The following is a 26575-nucleotide window of genomic DNA, read 5'->3' as shown; positions in this document are numbered from 1 at the left end:
TATCGACTCGGGAACCGGGGCTTTTTTGCGTACGATCGCGGTATGAGCGACTACACCATACGTGCGTCCCGTCCCGAGGAATGGCGTGCCCAGCGGGCACTGCGACTCGAGGCGCTGAAGGACCCGGCCGCCGGCGTGGCCTTCGTCAACCCCCATGACACCGAAGCGGCGTTCGACGACGAGAAGTGGCGTCAGCGAGCGCAGACGCAGGCGTTCATCGCGGAGGACGAGGTCGGCGAGCGCGTCGCCAATGTGGCCGTACTCGTCGAGACGGGTGAGGAGTTCGACGTCCCGCAGACGCATCTGGTCGGTGTGTACGTGCGGCCGGAGTTCCGCGGCGGCGGGCTCGCCGAGGAGTTGCTGGGCGCGGCGATCGCATGGTCGTGGGAACTGCCGGAGCGGGTGCGGCGCGTGCGGTTGTGGGTCCACGAGGACAACCACCGGGCGCGGGCCTTCTACAAGCGTCTCGGCTTCGTCAGGACGGGCAGGACGATGGCCTTCCCGCTGGACGCATCGCAGACGGAGTACGAGATGGAGCTGGCGCGGCCGTAGGAGGGCGGACGGCACGGCCTAGGGCAGCCGGACCGCGTCGGGGACCTCGTCGAGGAGGCCGGGAGGCTGGTTCCCTAGGACGAGGCGGACGTCGGCGCGCTGCCACAGGGGGCTCCGCCAGTGCTCGCGGGCCTGCTCCGGGGAGCGCAGCACGGCCAGGGTGGGCAGGCCTGCGGAGGTGCCGGTGGCCAGGAGGTCGGGAAGCTCCGGGATCGGGGCGAGGGCCGCGATGTCGTCCAGGACGAGGGTCATTGGTGGGTCGAGCCGACCGGAGGATGACCCTGCGGCCATGCGCCGGCCGTGCTCGACCACGCTGGAGACGAGTGCGGTGAGCAGCGGCATCGCACCCGGGTGGGTGCGCGGGTCCTCGTTGGGCTCGCCCACCACATACAGGGTGCCCGGATCCTTGAGGAATGACTCCACCTCGAGGCCGTCCGTGCGTCCCGGTGTGCAGGCGTCCCGGATGTGCACGGAGTTGAGGGACTCCAGGGCGCGGTGGACGAGCGCCTGTGCGGCGTCACGGCGGTGCGTGTGGGCGTGGAGGACGGACTCGAGCTCACCGCTCCAGCCGGAGGCGGCCTTGGGATGGGTGCGCAGAATGCGGACGGCGTCCTGGGCGGAGGCACCGCCCGCCCATCGGTGCACCTGGCGGAACGGCTGGCCGTCCACGGCTGCGGCGTGCAGCCAGCAGCGCAGGAGGGTCTCGGCCGCGTCGAACATCGCGGCGTCGAGTGTGGCACGCGGACGCACCGGGAAGAGCAGGGCGCGGGCGCGTGTGACGGCGGTGGGGACGTCCTCGCAGCCGGAGTGCGGGGCCCAGCGGAGCCGGGCCGGGGTGTCGACGAGGTGCGCGGGGTCGTAGACGTGGACCGGGCCGAGCTTGGCGCGGTTGCCGACGGTCTGGTGGAAGGTGTCCGGGTCCGCGGTGGTGACGAGGACGGGCCCCGCCGCCCCCAGGACGGCCGGCTGGACGAGGCGCTTGCCCTTGTCGCCGCGGGGCGTGGCGAAGACCGCGTAGGTACGGGTGAGTTCGCGGTCGGGGGCGACCGAGGCGCCGGCGGGGCCGGCGGCCGGCGCAGGGGTGGCCGGGTCGACCGGTGCGGGCTCCGGGGCGCGGGTGGCCGGGACCGGGGCCTCGACGGCCTCCACGGGCCGCTGTGCGGCCTGTCGGGGCGGGACCCGGGTCTCGGGCTCCACAGCCGCTTCCGCGGTGCTCAGGACGGCCTTGCGGCGCACCGCGCGGCGCAGGCGGGTGCGCGTGACGACGCCCATCACGAAGATGGTGAGGACGAAGAGCACCATCAACTGCCCGATGAACACGCCCCAGAACAGCCCGGAGCCGGGCAGTTCCCCCGGCGGGGCCGGCTGCCAGGCCCCGGCGATGTCGTGGGGGTCGGCCACGAGGTGGCGCATGGCCACGGGCGTGCGCGTGAAGTGGACCTCGGCGGGCCACGCCCCGTGGGAGACGAGGCCCGCTATCCCGGTGCCCGTCCAGACCAGGACGGTCATGCCGAGAAGGAAGCCCATGAGGCCGAGGATCAGCCCGTCGGGGACCCCGCCCTCGTGCCGCTGTCCGTGATGCTGCGCTCTCGCCATGGATCGGTCCCCGTTCAGGCCACCGCGTCGTCTGCCAGCTGCTTGTCGAGGGAGACCCCGGGCTCGTCGAACCGGCCCTTCGCGTCCGGCCCGTCGAGCTCGGCGCTCGAGGACTCGGTCATGGCGCGGTCGGTGTAGACCAGCGGTCGCTCGGTCTCGGTGATGAGGTGCTTGACGACCTGGACGTTGCCGTTGACGTCCCAGACGGCGATGCCGGGGGTGAGGGTGGGGATGATCTCCACCGCCCACCGGGGCAGGCCGAGCACCCGGCCGGTGGCGCGCGCCTCGTCGGCCTTCTGGGCGTAGATCGTGCGCGTGGACGCCATCTTGAGGATCGCCGCGGCCTCCTTGGCGGCGGCGCCGTCCACCACGTCGGAGAGGTGGTGGACGACGGCGACGAAGGACAGGCCCAGGCGGCGGCCGAACTTCAGCAGCCGCTGGAAGAGCTGGGCGACGAAGGGGCTGTTGATGATGTGCCAGGCCTCCTCGACCAGGAAGATGCGCTTCTTCCGGTCGGGGCGGATCCAGGTGTGCTCCAGCCAGACGCCGACGATCGCCATGAGGATCGGCATGGCGATGGAGTTGCGGTCGATGTGGGAGAGGTCGAAGACGATCAGCGGGGAGTCGAGGTCGATGCCGGCGGTCGTGGGGCCGTCGAACATGCCGCGCAGGTCGCCGTCGACGAGCCGGTCCAGGACGAGGGCCACGTCCAGGCCCCAGGCGCGGACGTCCTCCAGGGCGACGTTCATCGACTCGGCGGAGTCGGCCATGGGGTGCCGCAGCCGCTCCACGATGTCGGTGAGGATCGGCTGGCGGTCGGTGACGGTGCCGTGGACGTAGGCGTGGGCGACCTTCAGCGCGAAGCCGGAGCGCTCGTCCAGGCCGCGGCCCATCGCGACCTCGATGATCGTGCGGAGCAGCGCGAGCTGGCCCGTGGTGGTGATCGCCGGGTCGAGCGGGTTGAGCTTGATGCCCCCGTCGAGGGCCGCCATCGGGTCGAGGCGGATGGGAGTTATCCCGAGGGCCTTGGCGATGAGGTTCCACTCGCCGACGCCGTCCTCGCCCTGCGCGTCGAGGACGACGACCTGGCGGTCGCGGAAGCGCAGCTGCCGCAGGACGTACGTCTTCTCCAGGGCGGACTTGCCGTTGCCGGACTCGCCGAGGACCAGCCAGTGGGGCGCCGGGAGTTGTTGCCCGTACAGCTGGAACGGGTCGTAGATGTAGCCCTTGCCGGAGTAGACCTCGCGGCCGATGATCACGCCGGAGTCGCCCAGCCCGGGTGCGGCGGTCGGCAGGTAGACGGCCTGGGCCTGGCCCGTGGAGGTGCGGACGGGGAGTCGGGTGGTCTCCACCTTGCCGAAGAGGAAGCTGGTGAAGGCGTCGGTGATCGCTGCGAGGGGATCCGGCATGGCCATGGGTGGAGCGCCTCCTCGGCGTCAGCGGTCGTCGCGCCCGGGGCGCGGGCTCCGGCGTGGCATCGTTGTCCCTGTCGTCCTTCCCAATGGCGCCGTCCCGGGGGACGGAGCGTCAAGTGCGCACAGGCGCATGGTGCTACCTCCCGGCCCCTCAGCGGCGGATGCCGGTCGCGAACGGGAGCGTGTTGACGAACGCCCGGTGGTGCTCCCGGTCGCACCACTCCAGCTTGAGGTACGACTTGCCCGCCGAGGCGCGGATCGTGCGCTTGTCGCGGGCCAGCGCCTCCGGGGAGCGGGAGGAGACCGTGATGTAGCCGACCAGGTTCACGCCCGCCGCGCCGGAGGCGAGGTCCTCGCCGCGCTGGTCGATGCGGGAGTGGTGCGCGATGTCGCGCGGGTCGACGACCCGGTTCATCTTGGCGGCGCGGCTGGCCTCGGCGTCGTCGTTGGTCTTCTCGGTGAGCATGCGCTCGATGGCGACGTCGGTCGGCTCGAGGTCCATGCAGACCGCGACGGTGCGGATCACGTCCGGGGTGTGGACCAGCAGCGGTGCGAGGAAGTTGACGCCGACGGGGGTCAGCGGCCATTCCTTGACCCAGGCCGTGGAGTGGCACCAGGGGGCCCGGGTGGTGGACTCGCGGGTCTTGGCCTGGAGGAAGGTCGGCTCGGTGGCGTCCAGCTCGGCCGGCCAGGCGTTGCGGCGGGTCATCGCCTGGATGTGGTCGATCGGGTGGTCCGGGTCGTACATGGAGTGGATCAGGGACGCCAGCCGTGCCTGACCCAGCGGCTGGCGGACCCGGATGTCGGCCTCGGTGAGGCGGGCGCAGATGTCGGTCAGCTCGCGGGCCATGACGGCCGCGATGCCCGCGTCCTTGTCGAGGGCCTTGCGGCCGCCGCCCGCGGCGCGGGCGATGGCGGTGCCCTCGGCGGCGAGCTCGCGGCTGTAGTGCATGCAGGCGACGAGGTAGGCGCGGTGCTGCTCGGACGAGGTCGACACCATCGACTGCAGCTGGTCGTAGGAGTCCTTGAGCCACTGCTCGGCACGGTCGTCGCCGCGCTGGGTGACGTCCTTGGCGTGGGCGTCGGGGTCGGCGGGGAGGGTGCGGGCGAGCATCTGCAGCCGGGTGACGAAGCCGTCGCCGTTGGCGACGTGCTTGAGCAGGGTGCCGAAGCGCTCGACCAGGGCTTCCTGGTCCTCGCTGTCGCGCAGGCCGACGCCGGGGCCCTCGATCTCGATGGCGGCGGTGACGGTGCGCCGGTCGACGTGCAGCAGTACGGCGATCTCGTCCGGGCCGAAGGGCGCCGACAGCCAGGTGATGCGTCCGATGCCGGGCGGCGGGCCGATCTCGACCTCGCGGCCGTCGAGCCGGGTGCCGGCCTCCGCGGCGGTGGAGCGGTAGGTCGCGGCGGTGCGCAGCGTACGGCGGTAGCTGCGGTTGATCTCGAACCAGCGGTAGAAGGTGCGGCGCCGGTACGGCATGTAGACGGCGGCGAAGGCGAGCAGCGGCCAGCCCGTCAGGCCGAGGATGCGCAGCGGCAGCACGGGGATCAGCAGGCCGCACATCATGCCGAGGAACGCGCCGACGACGATCAGGGCGATCTCGCCGGTCTCGCGGTTCTTGCCGACGATGGCGTTGGGACGTGCCTTGCCGATCAGGTACGTGCGGCGTTGCTGCGGTGGGGCGTAGGGCTGGGACGTCACCGGCTTTCGCCTCCTGCTGTGTTGCTTCTGGTCCCGCCGCCGTTGCCGCGGTCAGGGTTCGTGCGGGGCGCGGGGGCCGGTGCCGGGGCGGTGCCGTTGCGGCTGCTGTGCGCGGCGATGCCGCTTGGTACGGCGTTCGCGGGCGGAGCGCCGCCGCCCGTGGTCTGCTCCTGCGGGCCGCCGCGGGTGCTGTGGGTCTTGATGCCCTGCTTGACCAGCGCGGCGGGGGAGGAGATGACGGCGGCGGCCTGGGACTCGGCGCTCGCCTTGCGGTTGCTGCGGAGAGTGGCCACGTCGTCGCCGAAGCCGGGGACGAAGCGGTAGATCATGGCGCTGGCGAAGATGGCCAGCAGGATGATGGCCAGACCCGACACCACGGCGCCGAACGCGGTGGGCCCGTCGGAGCCGCTGAGCGCGCCCGCGAGGCCGAGTACGACCACGATCACGGGTTTGACCAGGATCACCGCGATCATGATTCCAGCCCAACGGCGCACGTGGTGCCACATGTTCTTGTCGACCAGGCCGGAGTAGACGGCGGTGCCGAGCAGTGCGCCGACGTACAGAAGCGCGGCGCGGATGACGAGTTCGAGCCACAGGACGCCGGCGGCGAGCACGGAGACCAGAGAGACCACGATGAGCATGATCGGGCCGCCGCCGATGTCGGAGTCCTTGGTCAGCGCGTCCCGGAAGGAGCCGAAGAAGGTGTCGGTGTCGGCGGCCGTGCCGGACGCGACGACCTCCGTGATGCCGTCGGTCGCCGACACGACGGTGTAGAGGATCAGCGGCGTGAAGGCGGAGGCGATCACGGTGAGCCAGAGGAAGCCGACCGCCTCGGTCAGGGCCTCCGTGAGCGGCACTCCGCGCACGGCGCGCTTGGCGACGGCCAGCAGCCACAGGAGGAGCGTGAGGAAGGTGGAGGCGGCGAAGACGACGGCGTACTGGGTGAGGAACGCCTTGTTGGTGAAGTCCACGGCGGCGGTCTTGTTGACCGCCTTGGACAGGCCGTCGATGACCCAGGCGGCGGCGTCGGCGCAGCCGCGCGCGAGCGAGTCCAGGGGGTCGAGCGGGTCCGCGACAGAGGGGGTGTTCTCCGAACCGGTGCCGCCCTCGCAGTAGTCGCGGGCCTGGCCCACGATCAGATCGCACGCGCTGTTGCTGCCGCTCGGGGTGGGCGTGGGACTGGGGGCGGCGGTAGCGCGCGAGGCGGCTAGGACGAGGGTCGTCTGGGCCGCGGCGAGGAGTGCCGTCAAGGACAGCGTGCGGCGCCGGTGGCTACCTGGCATATGTGAACCCCCCATAACCACGGACCGCGTTGGCGATCTCGTCGGCACCGGAGGCCCGGTTGTCGCCGTTGACGGGCGCGGGACCCTCCTTCTGGCTGGACCTCTCGATTCTCCAATCCCCGTCAACCCAGATGAGTTGCTCAGTGATGGTGAACCACGTCTGGCTCACGGGCTTGGTCGAGCCCTCGCCGGCCAGGCCGACGAGGCCGGTGCTCCACACCTCGACGGTCGCGGCGCTGCTGGAGAAGTCCGTCACGCGGGTGCCCACGGGGACGGTGCGGGAGACGAACGTGTAGCCGTCCGGCACGCTCCCGTCCTCGTTGAGCCCCACGTTGGCGAGGAAGCCGGGGGAGTAGGCGCGGTCCAGGTCGGCCTGCAGGCGGTCCGCGACCTCGGGGGCGTGGATCGTCGCGACGATCGTGTGACGCCGGGCCGTGTCGAACATGCCGTCGGAGCCCAGCGCCACCGCGTAGTTCGCCGCGGCGGACTGGGCGCCCTGGTCGGTGCGGGCGTAGCCCGTGGGGATGCCGGCGTTCTTGCCGTCCACCGGCTTCGTGCCGGTGGGGGCCGTGGGCTGGGAACGGGCGCCGTGGGGAGTGCCGCCGCCCTGGCCGCCGACTCCGCCCGGGGCGGCGGAGTCCGCGGGGGAGCCGCCGCCGCGGTTGGCGAAGGCGATGGCCGCGATGAGGAGCACGACGACGCCGACCACCGTGACGAGGTTGCGGCTGGAGCGCTGCGGGCGGCGGGAAGGGCCGCCCGTGCCGGGTACGGGCTCGGGGAGGCGGGTACGGGTCGGGGGCCCGTCCTGGCCGAGGCTCATCGGGGGCTCGCCCCCTCGGGGGTCATGGGGTGAGTGGGCATCAGCAGACAGCCTCGGGTGGGGTGCGGGGCCGGGACGGGCCCCTCGGGGACAGTGCGCGGGGGACGGGGTGGAGCCGACGTGTGGGTCGCTAGACCGCCATCCCGTAGACGATGGTGAAGAGCGTGCCGAGGGACCCGATGATGAACACGCCGGTCAGGCCGGCGATGATCAGTCCCTTGCCCTGCTCCGCACTGAAGGTGTCGCGGAGCGCCGTCGCTCCGATGCGCTGTTTGGCCGCGCCCCAGATCGCGATGGCCAGGCAGAGCAGGATCGCCACTGCCATGACCACCTCGATCATGACGCGCGCCTCGTTCCCAAGGGACCCGAAAGGCCCCCAGTCCGGGGCGATGCCACCGATGATGGTGTTGATGTCGCCCTTCTCGGCTGCCAGGAACATGAGAACTCACCACCACGCTAGATCAGTTGGCATCCTCGCCGGGGCGCAAGGAGCCAAGGTCTATCTTGGCGGAGGATGCCGCCGTCGTATGTCGACTCAGCGACTTTCTCAGCCATTCCCCCGTGTGATCCGGGCCGCAATCGTCAGACTGGACACACTGGCGTGCGATCCGGTGTTCGATGAGACGTTGTTGACTACTCTGTGTATCACGGTGGTGAGCGGAGGGCAACGATTGGCGGCGCTGCGGGTGGGGATGCTCCCGGAGGCCTGGCGTGCCGTCACTTTCCGCGTCGGGCAGGGTGGAGCGACGAAGGGGTGGGGCGGGTGACGGCGGCTTCGCGGACCGCGCGGAAGGCCTGGTTGGTGGCAGGGGTCGTGGGCGGCCTCTTCATGTCGTTCGTCATGCTGCTCGTCGTCGGCACGTTCCTGGTGGCGGCCAAGCTGACGGGCGGGGGCGGGGCGGTGACGCTCGCTCAGGGCGCCGTGCCGGCGGCGTACCAGAACCTGGTGCAGAAGTGGGGGAACCTCTGCGACGCCATCAACCCGGCGCTGCTGGCGGCCCAGCTCTACCAGGAGAGCGGCTGGAACCCGAGGGCGCAGAGCCCGGCGCAGGCGCAGGGGATAGCGCAGTTCATCCCCGGCACGTGGGCCACGCACGGCGTGGACGGGGACGGGGACGGGGACCGCGACGTGTGGGACCCGGCGGACGCCATCCCCTCGGCGGCCTCCTACGACTGCACGCTGGCCGGCTATGTCAAGGACGTCCCGGGGAACCTGACGGAGAACATGCTCGCCGCCTACAACGCCGGCGCGTACCGGGTCATCCGGTCCGGCGGGGTGCCGAGGATCCGGGAGACGCAGAACTACGTCCGGATCATCACGACACTGCAGAAGAGCTTCGCGGCCCCGGTGGGCCCGGTCGCACCGTCGCGGCAGGCGGCGGGCGCGATCTACTACGCGCAGCAGAAGCTGGGCACGAAGTACCTGTGGGGCGGGAACGGCACACCGGAGCAGGGTGGCCGGTTCGACTGCTCGGGCCTGACGAAGGCGGCGTACCACTCGGTGGGGATCGAGCTGCCGCGGGTGGCCAACGACCAGTGGAACGCCGGACCGCACCCCAAGCGGGACGAGCTGCTCCCGGGCGACCTGGTGTTCTTCGCGGACGACCTGACCGACCCGCGGTCCATCCACCACGTGGGGATCTACGTCGGCGGCGGCTACATGATCAACGCTCCCTACACGGGCGCGGTGATCCGCTTCGACAGGATCGACACCCCGGACTACATCGGGGCGACGCGTGTGACGGCGGCGGGCGCGGCGGCGGTGTGAGCCGCCCCGCGCCCCGCGCGCCGCGCCGCTGTGAGTGGACACCGGGCACCGGCATGCGGGAACGTGTCTCCCTTCGGTAACACCTTGGTGATCATCCGGTGGAGACCGGAACGGCGCGTACCGTGCCGCCCGTTGAAGGGTGGAGAATCGACCCCCACACGGACGTGCACGGGGGTGCGGCGGAAGAAGACAGTTAGGGGACTTCGGTGGCAGAGCTCTCGCTGGACGGCTCGAACCCCGACGTCAGCCTGCTCCGCGACATCAACGGATTCGCCAAGGACGCCCCGCGCTGGTTCGACCGCATGGTGGAGGGCGTCGGCGAGTACGGCCTGGTCCTGCTCATGGTGCTGATCGCCGGCTGGTGTTGGTGGCGCGTGGCGCGTCGCAGCGGCGCCGAGGCGCCGGCGGCCGTGGCGGGCGTGCTCTGGTCCGGGTTGGCGGCGGCGGTCGCGCTGGTGCTCAACGTCCCCTTGCGCAACTTCGTCGAACGGCCGCGTCCCTTCCTGGAACACAAGGGCATCGACGTCCTGGTGAAGGGGAAGACCGACTTCTCCTTCGTCAGCGACCACGCCACCTTGACGATGGCCGTCGCCGTGGGCCTGTTCATGGTCAGCCGCAGGTGGGGTCTGGCCGCCATCGCCGTCGCGCTGGCCGAGGGCTTCTGCCGCGTCTACATGGGCGTGCACTACCCGACGGACGTCCTGGGCGGCTTCGCCCTCGGGACCGCTGTCGCGCTGCTGCTCGCCCCGGCGGCGCTGGCCGCGCTGACCCCGCTGGCCCGGGCCGTGGCCGACTCGCGCCTGGGCTTCCTCGTGCAGGCGGCGCCGGGGCGGGCGGACCGCCGCCGGGGCGAGCCGTACCCGGAGCCGTCGGCGGTCGACAAGGACCTGGCGGCCTGACGTCCGCGGGCGCGCCCCGCACGTCCTACGCGTCGCACGCGGCGGGGCGGCCGGGCGGAGCGGTCAGAGCGCCTGCTGGAAGTCGAAGAGCCGCGCGGGGTCGTATCGGGTCTTCAGCCGGGTCAGGCGGTCGGCTGCTGAACCGTAGTAGGCGGTGCGCCAGTCGGTCAGTGAGGCGTCGGTGTAGTTCTGGTACGCCGCGCCGGAGGCATGGCGGCGCATGGCCGCGTGGAGCCCGGCGAGCCAGTTCGTGGTGCCGGGGGTCTCTATGTACTGGGCCAGGAAGCGCGAGCGCCGGTGGACGAAGGCGGTGGCCGTGGGCGAGACGCGGTTGACGGCGCCGCCGAGCGCGGTGAGCGAGACGCTGCCCGAGCCGGAGCGGAGCCCTTCCACCTGGGACAGCAGGGTCTGGATGCCGGTCTCGGACAGGGAGCGGTCGTAGAAGTCGGAGCGTGCCGTGTAGGTCTCCCTGCCGAGCCGGCCGGAGGGGCTGCGGCCTGGGGTGCTGCCGGGCAGGTGGCACTGGGCGGTGCTCAGGTTCGAGCAGCCGGCGTAGGCGAGGGCCGCGTCGAGGTAGGTGCGTGGGTGCAGGGAGACGCTTGTCGCGGAGGCGCCGATGCTGTCGGCGAGCCGGTCGACGGCGTTCGCGAGCCCGTCGCGCGAGGTGATGCCCACGGTGGCGATGCTGATCTGCGGGGACCCGGAGCCGGAGCTGTCCAGGTGCAGGGCCGACCAGATCTCGTCGGGCTGGGTGGGCCCCCACTCCTGCCAGGCGCGCAGGACGGCGGCGGCCTTGCTCCACGGCCAGGTCAGATAGCCGGTGACCACCTGGGGGGAGGCATGCGTGTCGAAGGTCAGCTTGGTCACCACGCCGAACTGGCCGCCGCCCGCGCCGCGCAGCGCCCAGAACAGATCCGGGTTCTCGTCGGCGTCGCAGCGCAGCACCTGGCCGTCCGCGGTGACGATCTCGGCGCCGGAGAGGCTGTCGCAGGTCAGTCCGTACGCGCGGCTGAGCACTCCGTGGCCGCCGCCCAGGGTGAGGCCGGATATGCCGACCGTGGGGCACGAGCCGGCCGGCAGGGTGCGCCCCCTCGAGCCGAGCCGGGTGTAGACGTCGATGAGCTTCGCCCCGGCCCCGATGGTCGCGGTGCCGCCGGACAGGTCGACCGAGGCCATGGAGGAGACGTCGAGGACGAGCCGGCCCTTGCCGCCGGAGTAGCCCGCGTAGGAGTGCCCGCCGTTGCGGACCGAGACGGGGACGCCGGTGCGGCGGGCGAAGTCCAGGCACGCGCGGATGTCCTCGGTGCCGGAGACGTACGCCACGGCGGCGGGGCGCTGACCGTCGAAGCGGGTGTTGTACAGCAGGCGGGCGGTGGCGTAGTCGGCGTCGTCGGGCAGGACGAGGCGGCCGTCCAGGGTGCGGCCCAGGGCCTTCCAGTCCGGGCGGGCGGTCGGCGAGGCACTGGCGGAGGGGCTCCCGCCGGCCGTCGTGGGGGCCCCCGGGGCACTGGGCGTGGGGCTCGCGGTGCCGGCAGGGCGACCGCCGCCCGGGCCGCAGGCCGCGGCCAGCCAGCCCGCGGCGGCGATGCCCGCGCCGCCGCGGATCACGGATCGTCGGTTCAACATGGGGCCTTCCGCTCTGTTCGCCCCCGTATGGTCGTCCATGAGGACGGCGGGGACGCGGTGTCCGGTTGCGGGTGGGGAGTGTGACGTACGTCGGACCGCGTCGGGCCCTGCGCGTGCCGTCTCAGCCCTGCTCGTGCTCGGCGGCGTCGCGGCGGGCGCGGTCGCGGGCGCGCCGGGCCGGTCCCCGCCAGCCGCAGACGCAGGTCGCGTGGGAGAAGGCGCCCTTCTCCAGGGTGGTCGCGCGGTGGGCGGTGGGGGGCGGATCACTCGGAGGCACCCCACAAAGCTACCGGCCGTGACGTGGTGCCCTGACCCTCGTTAAGCCCGACGACGTCCGAGGCGCGGCATGGTGCGGGGGGTTGGCGGAGATGGGGCAGCTCGGCCGGGCGACTGCGGCAGCCGTGGGTCTGGGGTTGTGCGTGCTGGCGGTGGCGGGCTGCTCGGTCAGTGGTGAGGCCGCCGAGGTGGACAGCGTGCCGGTGGACTCCGGGGACGCGCTGCGGCGGGCGGTGGACGCGCTGGTCGCCGAGGGCAGCTCGAAGATCCGTACGTCGATGGAGATGGCCAGCGGCGGCACGAAGATCGCCATCAGGGGCACCGGTTCCTTCGACTACGCCGGGCGGCGCGGCCGCATCCAGGTCGTCCTGCCGCCGGACGCGGCCGGGGACGTCGAGCACGCGCCGGTCACGGAGCTGCTGACGCCGGGCGCCCTTTACATGAAGAACCGCGGCGAGGGCGTCCCCGCCGACAAGTGGGTGCGGGTCGACACGACCCGGCTGCCGGACGGCAACCTCGTCACCGGCGGCGCGACCGATCCCCTGGTGGCCGCGGAGCTGCTGCGGGCGGCGCGGGAGGTGCGGCAGACCGGGTCGGAGACCCTGGACGGGGTGCGGGTGCGCCGCTACCAGGGGGTCACGGACATCGTGGACGCGGCTCGCGTCGCCTCCCCGCTGGTGCGGGCGGAGCTCGCGGCCGCGGCGAAGGGCTTCACCGTGACCAGTGTGCCCTTCGACGCCTGGCTCGACGAGGAGGGGCGGCTGCGCAAGGTGCGGCAGCGCTTCACCTTCAGCAATGGCGCGGGCGCGGGGACGCGGAGCGCGCCGGCGCAGGTCACGGTGGTCTCGACGACCGGAATGTACGGTTTCGGTGCCCCGGTGCGGGTCATGCTGCCCCGAGGGACCGACATCTACACCGGGCAGATCGTTCCCGCGTCCGGCACCTGAGGGCCCGCCGGAATGGCCCGCACCGCCCCTGAGGGCTTGCCGGAAATGGCCCGTCTGTGTCATGCACGGACCGTGCACCGATCCCTACGCTGGGCGGGGAGGGAGGTGGTGCGCGTGGCGGTGTGGCTCCTGGACCAGGATGACCAGGTCCACGTGGCCCTCGCGGAGATCGAGCTGTGCTGCGAGCTGATGATCGCGGCGTCGGCGACGACCGAGGAACGGCTGAGTGCCGAGCGTATCGACGAGGTGCTGGACGTGTTCCCCCGCGTGCCCGCGCAGGGGACCAGGCGGTCGGCGGGGGCCGGTCGCTAGCTGCGGAGCAGCCGGGCTATGGCGGCCGTGGCCTCGGCCACCTTGTCGTCCGCCTCCGGTCCGCCCTTCGCCGCGGCGTCGGCGACGCAGTGCCGCAGATGCTCCTCCAGCAACTGCAGGGCGAAGGACTGCAGGGCCTTCGTGCCGGCCGACACCTGGGTGAGGATGTCGATGCAGTACACGTCCTCCTCGACCATGCGCTGCAGGCCGCGGATCTGCCCCTCGATGCGGCGCAGCCGCTTGAGGTGCTGGTCCTTCTGCTTGGCGTAGCCGTGCTGGTGCGCGTCGTGCCCGTGCTCCGGGGTGGCCCCGGCGGTGTCGACGTGCCCGGCGACGTCCGCCGGCGACTGCTGCGACTCCGCGGCGCCGCCGGTCTCGGTGACCGTCATGATGTTCCTCCTGCCCCCGATACCCCAGTCGGGTATATCGTACCCAATTCGCCCCGATGTGCGAGAGTGCCCGGAGAACCCCTGCTGGGGCGCACCCTTGACGATGAGCGACACTGTAGGACGCCGGTTAGTTGTGGCCGGATGATGCGCCTAGCATCAATGCGACCGAAACCGATGTATTCCGAGGACTTCACGTGCGCTTTCGTCTGACCCCCAGGGAGACGAGCTTCTACGACATGTTCGCCGCATCCGCGGACAACATCGTCACAGGGTCGAAGCTCCTCATGGAACTGCTCGGGGCCGATCCGGCCACGCGCTCGGAGATCGCGGAAAGGATGCGCGCGGCGGAGCACGCGGGCGACGACGCGACCCACGCGATCTTCCACCAGCTGAACTCCTCCTTCATCACGCCCTTCGACCGCGAGGACATCTACACCCTGGCGTCGTCCCTCGACGACATCATGGACTTCATGGAGGAGGCCGTCGACCTGGTCGTTCTGTACCAGATCGATGAGCTGCCCCGCGGGGTCGAGCAGCAGATCGAGGTGCTGGCCCGGGCGGCCGAGCTGACCGCCGAGGCGATGCCGCACCTGCGCACCATGGACAACCTCACCGAGTACTGGATCGAGGTCAACCGGTTGGAGAACCAGGCGGACCAGATCCACCGCAAGCTGCTGGCCCACCTCTTCAACGGCAAGTACGACGCCATCGAGGTGCTCAAGCTCAAGCAGATCGTGGACGTCCTGGAGGAGGCGGCGGACGCCTTCGAGCACGTGGCCAACACCGTGGAGACCATCGCGGTCAAGGAGTCCTGACCCCGGTGCAGACCTTCTCCCTGATCGTGACGGTCGGCGTCGCGCTCTTCTTCACGTACACCAACGGTTTCCACGACTCCGCGAACGCCATCGCCACCTCTGTGTCGACCCGGGCGCTGACCCCGCGGGCCGCGCTGGCGATGGCCGCGGTGATGAACCTCGCCGGTGCCTTCCTCGGCACCGGCATCGCGCACACCGTCAGCGAGGGCCTGATCGAGACGCCGCACGGGCAGACCGGCATGGCGATCCTCTTCGCGGGGCTGGTCGGGGCGATTGTCTGGAACCTGATCACCTGGTACTACGGTCTGCCCTCCTCCAGCAGCCACGCGCTGTTCGGCGGCCTGGTGGGCGCCGCGCTGGCCGGCGGGACGGACGTCCTGTGGTCCGGGGTGGTGGACAAGATCATCCTGCCGATGTTCCTGTCGCCGATCGTCGGCCTGGTCGTCGGCTACCTGGTGATGCTGCTCATCCTGTGGCTCTTCCGCCGGGCCAACCCCCACAAGGCCAAGCGGGGCTTCCGCATCGCGCAGACCGTCTCGGCGGCGGGGATGGCGCTCGGCCACGGACTGCAGGACGCGCAGAAGACGATGGGTGTCGTCGTCCTCGCGCTCACCATCGCCGACGTCCAGGAGGAGGGCGACGGCATCCCGCTGTGGGTGAAGTTCACCTGCGCCGCGATGCTGTCGCTGGGCACCTACGCGGGCGGTTGGCGGATCATGCGGACCCTCGGCCGCAAGATCATCGAGCTGGACCCGCCGCAGGGCTTCGCCGCGGAGACGACGGCGGCGTCGATCCTGTACACGACCGCCTACATCTTCAAGGCGCCGATCTCCACGACCCACGTCATCACCTCGGCCATCATGGGCGTGGGCGCGACGAAGCGGGTCAACGCGGTCCGCTGGGGCGTCGCCAAGAACATCGTGATCGGCTGGTTCATCACGATGCCGGCCGCGGCGGCGGTCGCCGCGCTGGTCTACGCCGTGGTGCACGTGGCCTTCGGCTGAGCCGGACGCGGCACGACACCGACACGACGAGCACGACGCAAACAGGCCCGCCCCCCCGTTCGGGGGGCGGGCCTTCGCCTTGCGGTGGCACCGCCATGCAGCACCGCAGGACGGCTCGGGACGGCCGCGGAAGCGATCGGCCGGCCGGTCGGTACGAAGCCGATCGGCCGACCGGTCGATCAGCCGAAGCGGCCGGAGATGTAGTCCTCGGTGGCCTGGACGGACGGGTTGGAGAAGATCCGCTCCGTGTCGTCGATCTCGATGAGCTTGCCGGGCTGGCCGACCGCCGAGAGGTTGAAGAAGGCGGTGCGGTCCGAGACGCGCGCGGCCTGCTGCATGTTGTGGGTCACGATGACGATGGTGAAGCGCTCCTTGAGCTCCCCGATCAGGTCCTCGATGGCGAGGGTGGAGATCGGGTCGAGCGCGGAGCAGGGCTCGTCCATGAGCAGGACCTGGGGCTCGACCGCGATGGCGCGGGCGATGCACAGACGCTGCTGCTGACCGCCGGACAGTCCGGAGCCGGGCTTGTTCAGGCGGTCCTTGACCTCGTTCCAGAGGTTGGCGCCGCGCAGCGACTTCTCGACGATCGTGTCGAGGTCGCCCTTCTTCTTGACGCCGTTGAGCCTCAGGCCGGCCGCGACGTTGTCGTAGACCGACATCGTCGGGAACGGGTTGGGGCGCTGGAAGACCATGCCGACGGTGCGGCGCACCGAGACCGGGTCGACACCCGGGCCGTAGAGGTTCTCGTCGTCCAGGAGGACCTTGCCCTCGACGCGGCCGCCGGGGGTGACCTCGTGCATGCGGTTGAGGGTGCGCAGGAAGGTGGACTTGCCGCAGCCGGACGGGCCGATGAAGGCCGTCACCGTGCGCGGCTCGATGTTCATCGAGATGTCGTCGATCGCCTTGAAGCCGCCGTAGTAGGCGGAGAGTCCGCTGACGTCGATTCGCTTGGCCATGGTGGTGATGCTCGCAATCCTGTGGTCGCTGATGTCGGCCGCGTCAGCGACCGGTCTTCGGGGCCTTCCAGCGCGCGATGCCGCGTGCCAGGAGGTTGAGGATCATGACGAAGGCGATCAGCACGAGTGCCGCCGCCCAGGCCCGGTCGTAGCTCGGCTCGTTGCCGTTCTGATACTGCTGGTAGATGTAGAACGGCAGCGAGGCCTGGGGGCCGTCGAACGGGTCGTTGTTGATCAGGTTGTTGCCGAAGACCAACAGCGCGATGGGGGCGCTCTCACCTGCGATGCGGGCGACCGCGAGCATGACGCCCGTGGTGATGCCGCCGATCGCGGTCGGGACGACCACCTTCACGATGGTGCGCCACTTGGGGACGCCGAGCGCCAGCGAGGCCTCGCGCAGCTCGTTCGGGACGAGCTTGAGCATCTCCTCGGTGGAGCGGACGACGACCGGCATCATCAGGATGGCCAGCGCCATGGAGCCGGCGAAGCCCGAGGGGCCGAAGCCGAGCAGGAGGTTCCAGGTCGACAGGATGAACAGACCGGCGACGATCGACGGGATGCCGGTCATGACGTCGACGAAGAAGGTCACGGCCGTGGCGAGCCGGCCCTTGCCGTACTCGACCAGGTAGACGGCGGTCAGCATGCCGATCGGGGCGGCGATGGCGGTGGCGATGCCGACCTGCTCCAGGGTGCCGATGATGGCGTGATAGACGCCGCCGCCCTCGCCGATGGTCAGCACGCCGTTCATGGAGTGCGTCAGGAAGGCGCCGTCGAGGATCTTGATTCCCCTGCTGACCGTGGTCTGGATCAGCGAGTACAGCGGGAGCGCGGCGAGGACGAAGGACGCCCAGATCACGCTGGTGGCGACCCGGTCCTTGGCCTGGCGGCGGCCCTCGACCACGGTGGCGATCACATAGCTGCCGAGGACGAACAGCAGGACGGCGATCAGACCCCACTGGAGCTTGCTGTCCAGGCCGGCGCCGAGGCCGATGCCGACGGCGAGCACGATCGCGCCGGCCGCGATGGCCAGCGGGGCCCAGTTCGGGAGACGGCGCTGGGCCAGGGCGCGCTGCGGCACCACGGGGGCGGAGCGCTCGTCTGCTACTGCGTGGCTCATGCGTTGGCCCCCGAGTATTCCTTGCGCCGCGCGACGATCGCGCGGGCGGCGCCGTTGACGAGGAGGGTGATGACGAAGAGCACCAGACCGGAGGCGATCAGCGCGTCACGGCCGAACTCGTCGGCCTCACCGAACTTGGCGACGATGTTCTGGGAGAAGGTGCCGCCGACCGGGTCCAGGATGTGCAGCGACAGGACGGGGGAGGCGGACAGCACCGTGGCGACGGCCATCGTCTCGCCGAGCGCGCGGCCGAGGCCGAGCATCGAGGCGCTGACGATGCCGGAGCGGGCGAAGGGGAGCACCGACATGCGGATGGTCTCCCAGCGGGTCGCACCGAGGGCCAGGGCGGCCTCCTCGTGCATCCGCGGCACCTGCCGGAAGACCTCGCGGCTGACGTTGGTGATGATCGGGAGGATCATGATCGCCAGCAGGATGCCGACGGTGAAGATCGAGCGGGCCGCGCCCTGCGGGTCGTCCTTGTCGAAGACGACGGTCCAGCCGAGGTACTTGTCCAGCCACATGTTGAGGCCGGTCAGGTGCGGCACCAGGAAGAGCGCGCCCCACAGGCCGTAGATGATGCTGGGCACGGCGGCGAGCAGGTCGACGATGTACGACAGCGGGGAGGCGACGCGGCGCGGCGCGTAGTGCGAGATGAACAGCGCGATGCCGACCGCGATCGGGACCGCGATGACCATCGCGATGATCGAGCTGACGATCGTGCCGTAGGCCAGCACGGCGATGCCGAAGACCGGCGGGTTGGCGCCGGCGTTCCACTCGAAGGTGGTCAGGAAGTTGCCGTGGTCCTTGGAGATCGCGTTGACCGAGCGGATCGTCAGGAAGATCGCGATCGACGCCATGATCAGCAGCAGCAGGATGCCGGAACCACGGGAGAGGCCCGAGAAGATTCTGTCGCCCGGGCGCGTGACAGTGGCCCCGGCCGGCTTCGCGGGCGGCGGTGGGGTGGGGGTCTGTGCGGTTATAGCCATCGGTCATTTCTCCGGTCTGGGTGGGGGATGGCTCCCCCGGCGGCGGTGCACCGGAAGTGCGGCGGCCCCGCGACATCACGTCGCGGGGCCGGCCGACTGGGTCAGGACAGGGCGTCCACGGTGGCGCGGACCTTCGTGGCGATCTCGGCCGGGAGCGGCGCGTAGCCGGCCTCGGCGAGGATCGACTGGCCCTCCTCGGAGGCGGTGTAGCCCAGGAAGGACTTGACCAGCGGCAGGGTCTCGGCCTTGTTGCCCTTGTCGCAGGCGATCTCGTAGGTCACCAGGACGATCGGGTAGGCGTTGTCGGCCTTGGTGGTGTAGGCGGCGGACATGTCCAGGGACAGGTCGGCGCCGGTGCCCACGACCTTGGCCTGCGCGATGCCGGCGGAGGCGTTGTCGGCGGTGGCCTCGACCGGGGCGGAGGCGCCGGTGTCGATCTTCACCGTCTTGATGCTGTTGGCGGTCGCGTAGGAGAGCTCGAAGTAGCCGATCGAGCCGTTGACCTGCTTGACCTGGGCCGCGACACCGGCGGACTTGGCAGCGGACTGGCCGCCCTTGCCCGCCCACGCCTTGGCGTGCTCGTACGGCCACTCGGCCTTGGCGGCGCCGTTGAAGTACTTGGTCAGGTTGTCCGTGGTGCCGGACTCGTCCTGGCGGTGGAAGGTCTGGATCTTGGTGCTGGGAAGCTTGGCGTCCGGGTTCAGCTTCTTGATGGCCGCGTCGTCCCACTTGGTGATCTTCGAGTCGAAGATCTTGGCCAGGGTGGGGGCGTCGAGGACGAGGTTGTCCACGCCGGCCACGTTGTAACCGATGGCGATGGGGCCGCCGACCATCGGGATGCTGATGCCGGTGCCGTTGGTGCAGATCTTCTTGGACGCCTCGACCTCTTCGGGCTTCAGCGGCGAGTCGGAGCCGGCGAAGCCGTCCGTGCCGTTGTTGAAGTCGACGATGCCCTCGCCCGAGGACGACGCCTTGTAGTTGATCTGGGCGCCGGAGCAGGCCTGCTGGTAGTTCCTGACCCAGGCGTCCATGGCGTTCTGCTGCGCCGAGGAGCCGGAGGCGAGGAGCTGGCCGCCCTTGTCCGCGCACTTGATGCTGCTGGACGACGTGGCGGGCGCCTTGCTGCCTTCGGCGCCCGGGCTCGTGTTGTCGTCCGAACCGCACGCAGTGAGCATGAGGGCACCGGAGACCGCGACCGCGCCGACGGCCAGGGCGCGGAGCCCGCTCTTACGCTGAAGCTTCACCTTTGGTGATTCCTTCCTGAAGCCCGCCGGTGGACGGCGAAGCAGAGGTATGGATTTCTGCATCCACCCGGCGGCTGCTCGCTCACCGGTAAGGCCGAAATTAGGCAGATCAGGTGAAGCGGTCGACGGCCGAGGGTGAACGCAAGGTGAACCTCGCATATCAGTGCGGTGCTCTTCGCGCGCCCAGTGGTGTACGTCTCAGCGTGCCACCCTCACAGGGCCGTTCCGCGGAGGAACGCGTCGAGGACGGCACGGTCCCGCTCGTGGGTGAGCCGGTTGCGCGCGGCGGTCGGCGGCAGCCACACCATACGGTCGACCTCGCGGCTGGGGGCGAAGGAACCCTCGCGCGCCTCGGCGGCCCAGTAGCGCACGATCTTCGTGCGTCCCTGCACGGGGTACGTGGTGGACGGCAGCTCCCGGCCGGGCACGCAGTCGAACCCGGTCTCCTCCTCGACCTCGCGGAGCGCACCGTCGAGCGCCGTCTCCCCGCGCTTGAGCTTGCCCTTCGGGAGCGACCAGTCGTCGTACTTGGGACGGTGGACCAGGGCGATCTCCAGGCCGCCGTCGACCGGCGAGCGGCGCCACAGCACCGCCCCGGCGGCGAGGATCGGGGTGCCGGCGGCGCCGGTGGAGGCGATGGCGGTGCTCCTTTCCGGGCTGCGGGTCGCGCGGGTCGTGCCGCGCCCGCGGGACGGGCTGGACGGGATCAGCGGCATCGACGGGTCGGGCGGTCGGGCGGCGGAACGCCGGCCGGCGCGGCGGGAGGGGCGGCCGGAGGGTCAGCGCGTCCACAGGTGGGCGAAGGCGTACCGGGCCGCCTCCACCTCCAGGCGCTGGTCGGCATGGAGCACCCCCAGCGCGTAGGCGGTCGCCGGGGCGATCCGCGGGGTGCGGGCGGCGGCGGTGACGGCGGCCGCGGCCTCCGCCGCCTCCCGCTGCTGCTCCAGCATCCGCGCCGCGGCGGCCAGCCGGGCGGTGGACCCTTCGTCGTACGCGGTGCCGCGGGCGAGGACCTCCTCGGCGTAGCGCCGCAGTCGCAGCAGGACCCGGACCCGGTTCCACGCGGCGTCCTCCCGTTCGGCGGGCGGTTCGCCGGAGAGCGAGGTGTGCAGTGTCCCGCCGTTGTACGGGTGCAGGGCGCGCGTCAGCGGCAGCGCGGCCGCGGCCTCGGCCAGACGGCTGTGGGCCTGCTCCGCCAGCAGCGGCAGCACGGAGGCGGCGGGCTCGCGCGCGGCCGGGGACAGCGGCACCTCGGAGGCGAGCACCGCCACCGCGTCCACGACCGCGTGGAAGCGCGAGGAGCCCACGGCCTGCAGGGCGGCGGAGTGCGCCCGGGTCCGGGCGAGGGTGAGCTGGCGCTCGAGCAGGGCGCCGGCCCGGGCGGCGCCCACGGCGAGCGGGCCGCCCCCGGCGCCGCCGCGCTCGCCGGCCTGCGACGGGGCGGGGGCGCGACGGGCCCCCGCGGCGTGCCCCGACGCGTGGGTGCCCGAGGTCGCCGACTCCGCGACCTCGGCAGGCACCGCGGCCGCGGTGGCGCCCGCGGTCCCGGCACCACGGGTCGCCGCCGCAGGGTCCGGCGCGCCGGACCCCGGCAGCCACGGGCCGAGGTCGTCGTCGGTGGGGACGGCACTGGCGGGAGGGCCACCGAGATCCTCGGCGGAGGCCAGCCGCTGGAGCGCGCCGATCAGCCGGGCGAGCCGGGCGGCGTGGCGGTGCTCGCGGCCGAGGGTTTCGGTGAGCCAGCCGAGTTCGACGCGCAGGGGGTCCGCCCAGCCGGGGTCGGTGAGCGACCCGAAGGTGTGCAGGGCGCCGGAGATGCGGCGGGCCGAGCGGCGCATCCGCCGCCCGGTCTCGGCGGTGTCGTCCGGGGGCCGGCCGGGTTCGCCCTCGCGTGACGCCAGCGCGCGCAGGAAGGCCGTGGCCTCGTCCCGCAGGTACTGACCGAGGACGGCGCCGGCCTCACGGTCGGTGAGCCCGCCGGACATCAGGCCGGTGGGCGTCGCTGCCGCGTCAGGGTGTCGCTGGGCCACGCCGGCGCCTCCGCGCTTCGATGAGCATCTCCTGTATGTGGGGCAGCGGACGCCCTTCGGCGTCCGTGCTGTGCCGGGTCCACTCCCCGTCCGGACCGAGCCACCAGGACGAGGTGGAGTCCGAGGTGCCGGTCTCCAGCAGCTGGTTCAGCGAGGTCCGGTGCGCCGGGTCGGAGACCCGGACCATCGCCTCGATGCGGCGGTCGAGGTTGCGGTGCATCATGTCGGCGCTGCCGAGCCACACCTCGGGGTCGCCTCCGTTGCCGAAGACGAAGACCCGGGAGTGCTCCAGGAAGCGGCCGAGCACACTGCGCACCCTGATGTTCTCCGAGAGGCCCGGCACACCCGGGCGCAGCGCGCAGATGCCGCGCACCCAGACGTCGACGGGCACACCCGCCCGGGACGCCCGGTACAGCGCGTCGATGACGGCCTCGTCGACCATCGAGTTGACCTTGATCCGGATGTACGCGGGCCGACCCTCGCGGTGGTGGGTGATCTCCGCGAGGATCCGCTGGATCAACCCGTCGCGCAGGCTGCGCGGGGCCACCAGCAGCCGGTTGTAGGTCTCGCGGCGCGAGTAGCCGGAGAGCCGGTTGAACAGGTGGGACAGGTCGGCGCCGACCTGCGGGTCGGCGGTCAGCAACCCGAGGTCCTCGTAGAGCCGGGCGGTCTTGGGGTGGTAGTTGCCGGTGCCGACGTGGCTGTAGCGGCGCAGGGTGTCGCCCTCCTGGCGGACGACCAGCGAGAGCTTGCAGTGCGTCTTCAGCCCGACCAGGCCGTAGACGACATGGCAGCCCGCCTCCTCCAGCTTGCGGGCCCACTTGATGTTGGCCTGCTCGTCGAAGCGCGCCTTGATCTCGACCAGCACCAGCACCTGCTTGCCGGCCTCGGCGGCGTCGATCAGGGCGTCCACGATCGGGGAGTCGCCGGAGGTGCGGTACAGCGTCTGCTTGATGGCCAGCACGTCCGGGTCCTGCGCGGCCTGCTCGAGGAACCGCTGCACGGAGGTGGAGAAGGAGTGGTACGGGTGGTGCAGCAGCACGTCGCGCTCACGCAGCGCCGCGAAGACGTCGGTGGCGTGCGCGGACTCGACCTCGGCCAGATCCGGGTGGGTGCCGCCGATGAACTTCGGGTACTTCAGCTCCGGACGGTCCTGCCCGGCGATCGCGAACAGCCCGGTCAGGTCGAGCGGCCCGGGCAGGGGAAAGACCTCGGCGTCCGCGATCTTCAGTTCCTGGGCCAGGGTGTCCAGGGCCTGCGGGGAGATCGACTCCTCGACCTCCAGGCGGACCGGGGGGCCGAAGCGGCGGCGCAGCAGTTCCTTCTCCAGTGCCTGGAGCAGGTTCTCCGCGTCGTCCTCCTCGACCTCCAGGTCCTCGTTCCGGGTCACCCGGAACATATGGCTGTCCAGCACCTCCATGCCCGGGAAGAGCTCCTCGAGGTGCGCGGCGATGACGTCCTCCAGCGGGACGAAGCGCTGCGGGCCGGCCTCGAGGAAGCGGGACAGGATCGGCGGGACCTTCACCCGGGCGAAGTGGTCGTGTCCGGAGACCGGGTTGCGCACGGTGACGGCCAGGTTCAGGGACAGGCCGGAGATGTACGGGAACGGGTGCGCCGGGTCGACGGCCAGCGGGGTCAGGACCGGGAAGATCTTGTTGCGGAAGAGGGTGAAGAGCCGGGCCTGCTCCTTCTCGGTGAGGTCGTTCCACCGGATGATGTGGATGTCCTCCTCGGCGAGCGCCGGGGCCACGTCGTTCTGGAAGCAGGCGGCGTGCCGGGCCATGAGCTCGCGGGCGCGGCTGAGGATGTTCTCCAGCACCTTGGTGGGCGGCAGGCCGGAGGCGGAGCGCTGGGCGACGCCGGTGGTGATGCGGCGCTTCAGGCCGGCGACGCGGACCATGAAGAACTCGTCCAGGTTGCTGGCGAAGATCGCGAGGAAGTTGGCCCGTTCGAGGAGGGGGGTGGCCGGGTCCTCGGCGAGCTCCAGCACCCGCTCGTTGAAGGCCAGCCAGCTCTGCTCGCGGTCCAGGAAGCGGTTCGGCGCGAGCTCGTCGCCTCTCCCCTCGTCCTCCGCGGCGCCGTCCGGGCGGCCGTCGCCGGTCTGCTGCGCGGGACGCGGCACCGGCGAGAGGACGTCCAGGCGCGCGGGTTCGGGGTGCAGGGGCGGGACGACGTGCGGCCGGCGGTAGGCGGGGGACTCCGCCGGGGTGTCGGGCGAGGCCGGGGCACCGGAGCCGGACCGCTCGGTCCGGGCATTCGTCGGGACGTTCATCGAGGCCATGAGTGCGAGCCCTCCTCCGGATCCGGCACGTCATTCACGTGGATGGTGGTGCGCGGAACCTGGCCACCGACCACGCCTCCATTGTCCCCGGCGCGCCGGGATACCGGCAGGTCGAGCGGGGGAAAGGGGGTCGGGGCGGGCGTCTGCATTCCCAGATGCTCGCAAGCGCGGTTGAATCACCGGTAACGGGCAGGTGGCGGTCAGGAAATCGCCGTGCATACCGGCCGTGACGTGGGGGTCCGCCACCGCGGGCCCGGCCGGGGGCCGGGCTGCGGGCGGAGGGTGCTCAGGTCTCCGTCCGGTACATCAGGTCGACCTCGTGCGTGGTGAAGCCGAGGCGCTCGTAGACGGCGAGGGCGGGGGCGTTGTCCGCGTCGACGTAGAGCATCGCGGTCGCCAGGCCGCGGTCGTGCGCGAGGTGGCGCAGCCCGATCAGCGTGAGCGCCCGGCCCAGGCCGCCGCCCTGCTCCTCGGGGTGGATGCCCAGCACATAGACCTCGCCGAGGTGCTCGCGCGTGTGCACCTTCGTCCAGTGGAAGCCGGCCAGCCGGTCGCCGTGGAAGGCCAGGAAGAAACCGGCCGGGTCGAACCAGGGTTCGGCCTTGCGGTCGTCCAGATCGCGCTGGGTGAGGCTGCCCTGCTCGGGGTGGTGCGCGAAGGCGGCGGCGTTCACCGCCAGCCAGGCGGCGTCGTCCTGACCGGGGACAAAGGTGCGCACGGTGACGCCGGCGGGGAGCGCGGGCTTGCTCAGCGGGGGCGCGCCGGCGTCCTCCCGCAGCGGACGGCGCAGTTGCCGCAGTTCGCGGAAGAGGGCGAGGCCGAGCAGCCCGGCCAGATGGCGGGCGGCGGGGTGGCCGCCGTGCGCCCACACCCGCAGCCGCTTGCCGGAGGCGGCGAGCAACGCGTGGCCGAGGGCGCGTCCGTGGCCCTGAGCGCGGTGCGCGGGGTGGATCACCAGCTCGGCGGCGGGGGCCTCGACCGGGTCGGCGTCCTCCAGTTGGGCGTACCCGACGAGCGCCTCCCCGCTCGTGACCAGCAGGTGGCGTACGCCCTCGCGGGCGCCGCCGCGCAGGTTCAGACGGCCCTGCTCGGAGACCGCGGCCTGGCCGTCGGTCTCCGCGGCTGCCTCGATCAGGGCCAGAACGGCGTCGGCCTGATCGGGGCCCAACTCGTCGAGGACGTCGATCCGGCGGGGGCTCACGGCCGTCTGCTGCGCGCTTGCGTCGGTCATGGGACCGAGCTTACGACCGCTTGGGCGTGCGCAGCGTCCACCGGCACCAGTGCCGCCGCACCGCAGGCCACGACCGACGCGGCAGCGAGAGCCGGCCAGTAGCCGCAGGCCGAGATCAGGGCGGCGCTCAACGGCGGGACGACGGCGGCGGTCAGATTCTGCCCGGTGTTGTGGACGCCGAGGGCGCGGCCGGACCAGGCCGGGCCGGCGCGTTCGGCCGTGGCGGTGAAGGACAGGCCGTTGGTGCTGGCGGTCACGCCCACGGCCAGGACGAGGGCGGCCGCCGTGAGCGGTGAGGGGAAGGCCGAGGTCAGGGCCGTCGCGGCGACCACCACGGCAGTGGCGGCGGCCAGTCGCCGCATCGGCCGCAGTCTGGAGCCGACCCGGTCCGACCAGCGTCCGGCGGCGATCCGCGAGCAGGCCCCCAGTACCTGCGCGACGGCGATCAGCCGGCCGGCTCCCACCGCGGACCAGCCGCGGGTGTCCACCAGCAGCACCAGGGCGAAGGCCCCGGCCGTGAACTGCGGTACGACCAGCAGGGCGCCGGCGCCGTGGATCCGCCACAAGGCGGCTGAGCCGCGGTAGGGGTTGGCGGCCGGGGCGGCCCCGGGGGCGGCCCGCGGGCGTACCGGGTCGGCGGCGAACAGCGCCACCAGGCAGGCGACGATGCCGCACACCGCGGCCAGGAAGGCGAAGGCGCCGCGCACTCCGGACCCTGCCGCGAGCAGGGGCATGGCGAGCGCGGCCGCTCCCATGCCCAGTGGGGTGGCGGTCTGCCGGATGCCCATGGCGAGTCCCCGCTCCTTCGGGGAGAACCAGCCCATGACGAGGCGTCCGCTCGCGGAGTACACCGAGGCCCCCGCCGCGCCGGCCAGCACGAGCAGCGCGCCCAGCGCCGCCCGGCCGCCTCCGGCGCCGACCGGGCCGGCGGCCAGGGCCAGCAGCGCGGCGGCGCCGCCGAGCCCGGTGGCGATGACGACGCGTTCGCCGTACCGGTCCGCGGCGGCGCCCCATGCGACGAGGGCGGCGACCAGTCCGGCGGTCGGGCAGGCGATGAGGAGCCCGATCTGAGGAAGGGTCAGGTGTGCGGTGTCCCGCAACGCGGGGGCCAGGTAGGGGATTCCGTAGACGAAGGCGCAGGCGGCGGTTTGGGCGCCGGTGCCCAGGGCGAGCATCAGCCAGCGGCGGCGCATGGCGCGCACCTCCTCGGTGGGTGGTGGGTCCCACTATGCCGCCGGTTTGAATGGCGAGACAGATCCTTTCAGGATGCGAGACACACTCCTGGCGGCCCGTCGCGAACCGATCAGCCGAAACCTGCCCGTAACC

General features: G+C 71.8%; 25 protein-coding genes. 7 read left to right on the top strand and 18 right to left on the bottom strand.

Annotation, left to right across the window (positions count from 1 at the left end; genetic code table 11):
* The first annotated feature begins 42 nt into the window (after nucleotides 1-42).
* Entirely contained in the window at nucleotides 43-552 is a 510-nt protein-coding gene (locus AC3ET4_RS19075; protein ID WP_431950888.1) for a GNAT family N-acetyltransferase, read from the top strand.
* 18 nt (nucleotides 553-570) lie between these two features.
* Here AC3ET4_RS19075 and AC3ET4_RS19070 read toward each other — a convergent pair whose 3' ends face one another.
* From AC3ET4_RS19070 to AC3ET4_RS19045, 6 genes are all read right to left on the bottom strand, one after another.
* Nucleotides 571-2148: a type IV secretory system conjugative DNA transfer family protein gene (locus AC3ET4_RS19070; RefSeq protein WP_431950886.1), complete on the bottom strand. Its 1578-nt coding sequence runs from the start codon at nucleotides 2146-2148 to the stop codon at nucleotides 571-573.
* A gap of 14 nt (nucleotides 2149-2162) precedes the next feature.
* Nucleotides 2163-3557 (bottom strand): ATP-binding protein, encoded by a 1395-nt coding sequence (locus AC3ET4_RS19065; RefSeq protein WP_431950902.1) that lies wholly within the window; start codon nucleotides 3555-3557, stop codon nucleotides 2163-2165.
* Nucleotides 3558-3714: 157 nt separating this feature from the next.
* The gene (locus AC3ET4_RS19060) at nucleotides 3715-5265 is read right to left on the bottom strand and encodes an SCO6880 family protein (protein WP_431950884.1); all 1551 of its coding nucleotides are present in this window, start codon (nucleotides 5263-5265) and stop codon (nucleotides 3715-3717) included.
* Nucleotides 5262-6548: a hypothetical protein gene (locus tag AC3ET4_RS19055; RefSeq protein WP_431950882.1), complete on the bottom strand. Its 1287-nt coding sequence runs from the start codon at nucleotides 6546-6548 to the stop codon at nucleotides 5262-5264. Before AC3ET4_RS19055 ends, AC3ET4_RS19060 begins: the two co-directional genes overlap by 4 nt.
* Nucleotides 6538-7368: a DUF8175 domain-containg protein gene (locus AC3ET4_RS19050; protein WP_431950880.1), complete on the bottom strand. Its 831-nt coding sequence runs from the start codon at nucleotides 7366-7368 to the stop codon at nucleotides 6538-6540. Before AC3ET4_RS19050 ends, AC3ET4_RS19055 begins: the two co-directional genes overlap by 11 nt.
* 130 nt (nucleotides 7369-7498) lie before the next feature.
* Nucleotides 7499-7807 carry a hypothetical protein gene (locus AC3ET4_RS19045; protein WP_018559685.1) on the bottom strand — a complete coding sequence of 103 codons (309 nt, stop codon included), beginning with the start codon at nucleotides 7805-7807 and terminating at the stop codon, nucleotides 7499-7501.
* Between the two features lie 390 nt (nucleotides 7808-8197).
* On the opposite strand from AC3ET4_RS19045, the gene AC3ET4_RS19040 reads away from it, so the two are divergent.
* Together AC3ET4_RS19040 and AC3ET4_RS19035 are read left to right on the top strand one after the other, a co-directional pair.
* Complete coding sequence (locus AC3ET4_RS19040; protein ID WP_431950900.1) at nucleotides 8198-9136, top strand: C40 family peptidase; 939 nt, start codon at nucleotides 8198-8200, stop codon at nucleotides 9134-9136.
* Nucleotides 9137-9342: 206 nt separating this feature from the next.
* Entirely contained in the window at nucleotides 9343-10035 is a 693-nt protein-coding gene (locus AC3ET4_RS19035; RefSeq protein ID WP_431950877.1) for a phosphatase PAP2 family protein, read from the top strand.
* A gap of 63 nt (nucleotides 10036-10098) precedes the next feature.
* Here the strand turns inward: AC3ET4_RS19035 and AC3ET4_RS19030 are convergent, their stop codons facing one another.
* Together AC3ET4_RS19030 and AC3ET4_RS19025 are read right to left on the bottom strand one after the other, a co-directional pair.
* Nucleotides 10099-11658: an FAD-binding oxidoreductase gene (locus tag AC3ET4_RS19030; RefSeq protein ID WP_431950898.1), complete on the bottom strand. Its 1560-nt coding sequence runs from the start codon at nucleotides 11656-11658 to the stop codon at nucleotides 10099-10101.
* A gap of 124 nt (nucleotides 11659-11782) precedes the next feature.
* Nucleotides 11783-11938: a hypothetical protein gene (locus AC3ET4_RS19025; protein ID WP_431950875.1), complete on the bottom strand. Its 156-nt coding sequence runs from the start codon at nucleotides 11936-11938 to the stop codon at nucleotides 11783-11785.
* A gap of 91 nt (nucleotides 11939-12029) precedes the next feature.
* Here AC3ET4_RS19025 and AC3ET4_RS19020 point away from each other — a divergent pair, with 91 nt between their 5' ends.
* Together AC3ET4_RS19020 and AC3ET4_RS19015 are read left to right on the top strand one after the other, a co-directional pair.
* Nucleotides 12030-12884 (top strand): SCO4651 family lipoprotein, encoded by an 855-nt coding sequence (locus tag AC3ET4_RS19020; RefSeq protein ID WP_431950896.1) that lies wholly within the window; start codon nucleotides 12030-12032, stop codon nucleotides 12882-12884.
* A 105-nt stretch (nucleotides 12885-12989) separates the two neighbouring features.
* A complete protein-coding gene (locus AC3ET4_RS19015; RefSeq protein ID WP_431950894.1) occupies nucleotides 12990-13196 on the top strand; it encodes a hypothetical protein in 207 nt (68 codons plus the stop codon).
* On the opposite strand, the gene AC3ET4_RS19010 is transcribed toward AC3ET4_RS19015, so the two are convergent.
* The gene (locus AC3ET4_RS19010; RefSeq protein ID WP_431950873.1) at nucleotides 13193-13585 is read right to left on the bottom strand and encodes a metal-sensitive transcriptional regulator; all 393 of its coding nucleotides are present in this window, start codon (nucleotides 13583-13585) and stop codon (nucleotides 13193-13195) included. The two genes, AC3ET4_RS19015 and AC3ET4_RS19010, sit on opposite strands and share 4 nt — an antisense overlap.
* Before the next feature lie 194 nt (nucleotides 13586-13779).
* Between AC3ET4_RS19010 and AC3ET4_RS19005 the strand changes: the two genes are divergently transcribed.
* Together AC3ET4_RS19005 and AC3ET4_RS19000 are read left to right on the top strand one after the other, a co-directional pair.
* Complete coding sequence (locus tag AC3ET4_RS19005; protein ID WP_431950871.1) at nucleotides 13780-14400, top strand: DUF47 domain-containing protein; 621 nt, start codon at nucleotides 13780-13782, stop codon at nucleotides 14398-14400.
* A gap of 5 nt (nucleotides 14401-14405) precedes the next feature.
* On the top strand, nucleotides 14406-15404 hold the full coding sequence (locus tag AC3ET4_RS19000) for an inorganic phosphate transporter (protein WP_431950869.1): 999 nt from the start codon (nucleotides 14406-14408) through the stop codon (nucleotides 15402-15404).
* A 179-nt stretch (nucleotides 15405-15583) separates the two neighbouring features.
* On the opposite strand, the gene pstB is transcribed toward AC3ET4_RS19000, so the two are convergent.
* The 9 genes from pstB to AC3ET4_RS18955 all read right to left on the bottom strand — a co-directional run bounded on the left by pstB (nucleotide 15584) and on the right by AC3ET4_RS18955 (nucleotide 26442).
* The gene (pstB, locus tag AC3ET4_RS18995; RefSeq protein ID WP_431950867.1) at nucleotides 15584-16360 is read right to left on the bottom strand and encodes a phosphate ABC transporter ATP-binding protein PstB; all 777 of its coding nucleotides are present in this window, start codon (nucleotides 16358-16360) and stop codon (nucleotides 15584-15586) included.
* Nucleotides 16361-16403: 43 nt separating this feature from the next.
* Nucleotides 16404-17477 carry a phosphate ABC transporter permease PstA gene (gene pstA, locus AC3ET4_RS18990; protein WP_431950865.1) on the bottom strand — a complete coding sequence of 358 codons (1074 nt, stop codon included), beginning with the start codon at nucleotides 17475-17477 and terminating at the stop codon, nucleotides 16404-16406.
* Entirely contained in the window at nucleotides 17474-18463 is a 990-nt protein-coding gene (gene pstC / locus AC3ET4_RS18985; protein ID WP_431950863.1) for a phosphate ABC transporter permease subunit PstC, read from the bottom strand. The genes pstA and pstC overlap by 4 nt, the downstream gene beginning before the upstream one ends.
* Nucleotides 18464-18564: 101 nt before the next feature.
* Nucleotides 18565-19707, bottom strand: a complete 1143-nt coding sequence (pstS, locus tag AC3ET4_RS18980) for a phosphate ABC transporter substrate-binding protein PstS (RefSeq protein WP_431950861.1) — start codon at nucleotides 19705-19707, stop codon at nucleotides 18565-18567.
* A 212-nt stretch (nucleotides 19708-19919) separates the two neighbouring features.
* Nucleotides 19920-20423: an NUDIX hydrolase gene (locus AC3ET4_RS18975; protein ID WP_431950859.1), complete on the bottom strand. Its 504-nt coding sequence runs from the start codon at nucleotides 20421-20423 to the stop codon at nucleotides 19920-19922.
* Between the two features lie 63 nt (nucleotides 20424-20486).
* A complete protein-coding gene (locus AC3ET4_RS18970) occupies nucleotides 20487-21737 on the bottom strand; it encodes a CHAD domain-containing protein (protein WP_431950857.1) in 1251 nt (416 codons plus the stop codon).
* On the bottom strand, nucleotides 21718-24018 hold the full coding sequence (locus AC3ET4_RS18965) for an RNA degradosome polyphosphate kinase (protein ID WP_431950855.1): 2301 nt from the start codon (nucleotides 24016-24018) through the stop codon (nucleotides 21718-21720). The genes AC3ET4_RS18970 and AC3ET4_RS18965 overlap by 20 nt, the downstream gene beginning before the upstream one ends.
* A gap of 286 nt (nucleotides 24019-24304) precedes the next feature.
* A complete protein-coding gene (mshD, locus tag AC3ET4_RS18960) occupies nucleotides 24305-25249 on the bottom strand; it encodes a mycothiol synthase (protein ID WP_431950853.1) in 945 nt (314 codons plus the stop codon).
* The gene (locus AC3ET4_RS18955) at nucleotides 25246-26442 is read right to left on the bottom strand and encodes an MFS transporter (protein WP_431950851.1); all 1197 of its coding nucleotides are present in this window, start codon (nucleotides 26440-26442) and stop codon (nucleotides 25246-25248) included. The genes mshD and AC3ET4_RS18955 overlap by 4 nt, the downstream gene beginning before the upstream one ends.
* Nucleotides 26443-26575: the final 133 nt, after the last annotated feature.

It is taken from the genome of Actinacidiphila sp. bgisy167 (assembly GCF_057707665.1).
The sequence above is the reverse complement of the archived record's forward strand: the minus strand, read 5'-3'. Positions and strand labels throughout refer to the sequence as shown.

Excerpts from the sequence above, each read along its gene's own strand:
- AC3ET4_RS19075 (WP_431950888.1), top strand. The coding sequence starts at position 43 with ATGAGCGACTACACCATACGTGCGTCCCGTCCCGAGGAATGGCGTGCC.
- AC3ET4_RS19070 (WP_431950886.1), bottom strand. The coding sequence starts at position 2,148 with ATGGCGAGAGCGCAGCATCACGGACAGCGGCACGAGGGCGGGGTCCCC.
- AC3ET4_RS19065 (WP_431950902.1), bottom strand. The coding sequence starts at position 3,557 with ATGCCGGATCCCCTCGCAGCGATCACCGACGCCTTCACCAGCTTCCTC.
- AC3ET4_RS19055 (WP_431950882.1), bottom strand. The coding sequence starts at position 6,548 with ATGCCAGGTAGCCACCGGCGCCGCACGCTGTCCTTGACGGCACTCCTC.
- AC3ET4_RS19050 (WP_431950880.1), bottom strand. The coding sequence starts at position 7,368 with ATGAGCCTCGGCCAGGACGGGCCCCCGACCCGTACCCGCCTCCCCGAG.
- AC3ET4_RS19045 (WP_018559685.1), bottom strand. The coding sequence starts at position 7,807 with ATGTTCCTGGCAGCCGAGAAGGGCGACATCAACACCATCATCGGTGGC.
- AC3ET4_RS19040 (WP_431950900.1), top strand. The coding sequence starts at position 8,198 with ATGTCGTTCGTCATGCTGCTCGTCGTCGGCACGTTCCTGGTGGCGGCC.
- AC3ET4_RS19020 (WP_431950896.1), top strand. The coding sequence starts at position 12,030 with ATGGGGCAGCTCGGCCGGGCGACTGCGGCAGCCGTGGGTCTGGGGTTG.
- AC3ET4_RS19010 (WP_431950873.1), bottom strand. The coding sequence starts at position 13,585 with ATGACGGTCACCGAGACCGGCGGCGCCGCGGAGTCGCAGCAGTCGCCG.
- pstB (WP_431950867.1), bottom strand. The coding sequence starts at position 16,360 with ATGGCCAAGCGAATCGACGTCAGCGGACTCTCCGCCTACTACGGCGGC.
- pstA (WP_431950865.1), bottom strand. The coding sequence starts at position 17,477 with ATGAGCCACGCAGTAGCAGACGAGCGCTCCGCCCCCGTGGTGCCGCAG.
- pstC (WP_431950863.1), bottom strand. The coding sequence starts at position 18,463 with ATGGCTATAACCGCACAGACCCCCACCCCACCGCCGCCCGCGAAGCCG.
- AC3ET4_RS18975 (WP_431950859.1), bottom strand. The coding sequence starts at position 20,423 with ATGCCGCTGATCCCGTCCAGCCCGTCCCGCGGGCGCGGCACGACCCGC.
- AC3ET4_RS18965 (WP_431950855.1), bottom strand. The coding sequence starts at position 24,018 with ATGGCCTCGATGAACGTCCCGACGAATGCCCGGACCGAGCGGTCCGGC.
- mshD (WP_431950853.1), bottom strand. The coding sequence starts at position 25,249 with ATGACCGACGCAAGCGCGCAGCAGACGGCCGTGAGCCCCCGCCGGATC.
- AC3ET4_RS18955 (WP_431950851.1), bottom strand. The coding sequence starts at position 26,442 with ATGCGCCGCCGCTGGCTGATGCTCGCCCTGGGCACCGGCGCCCAAACC.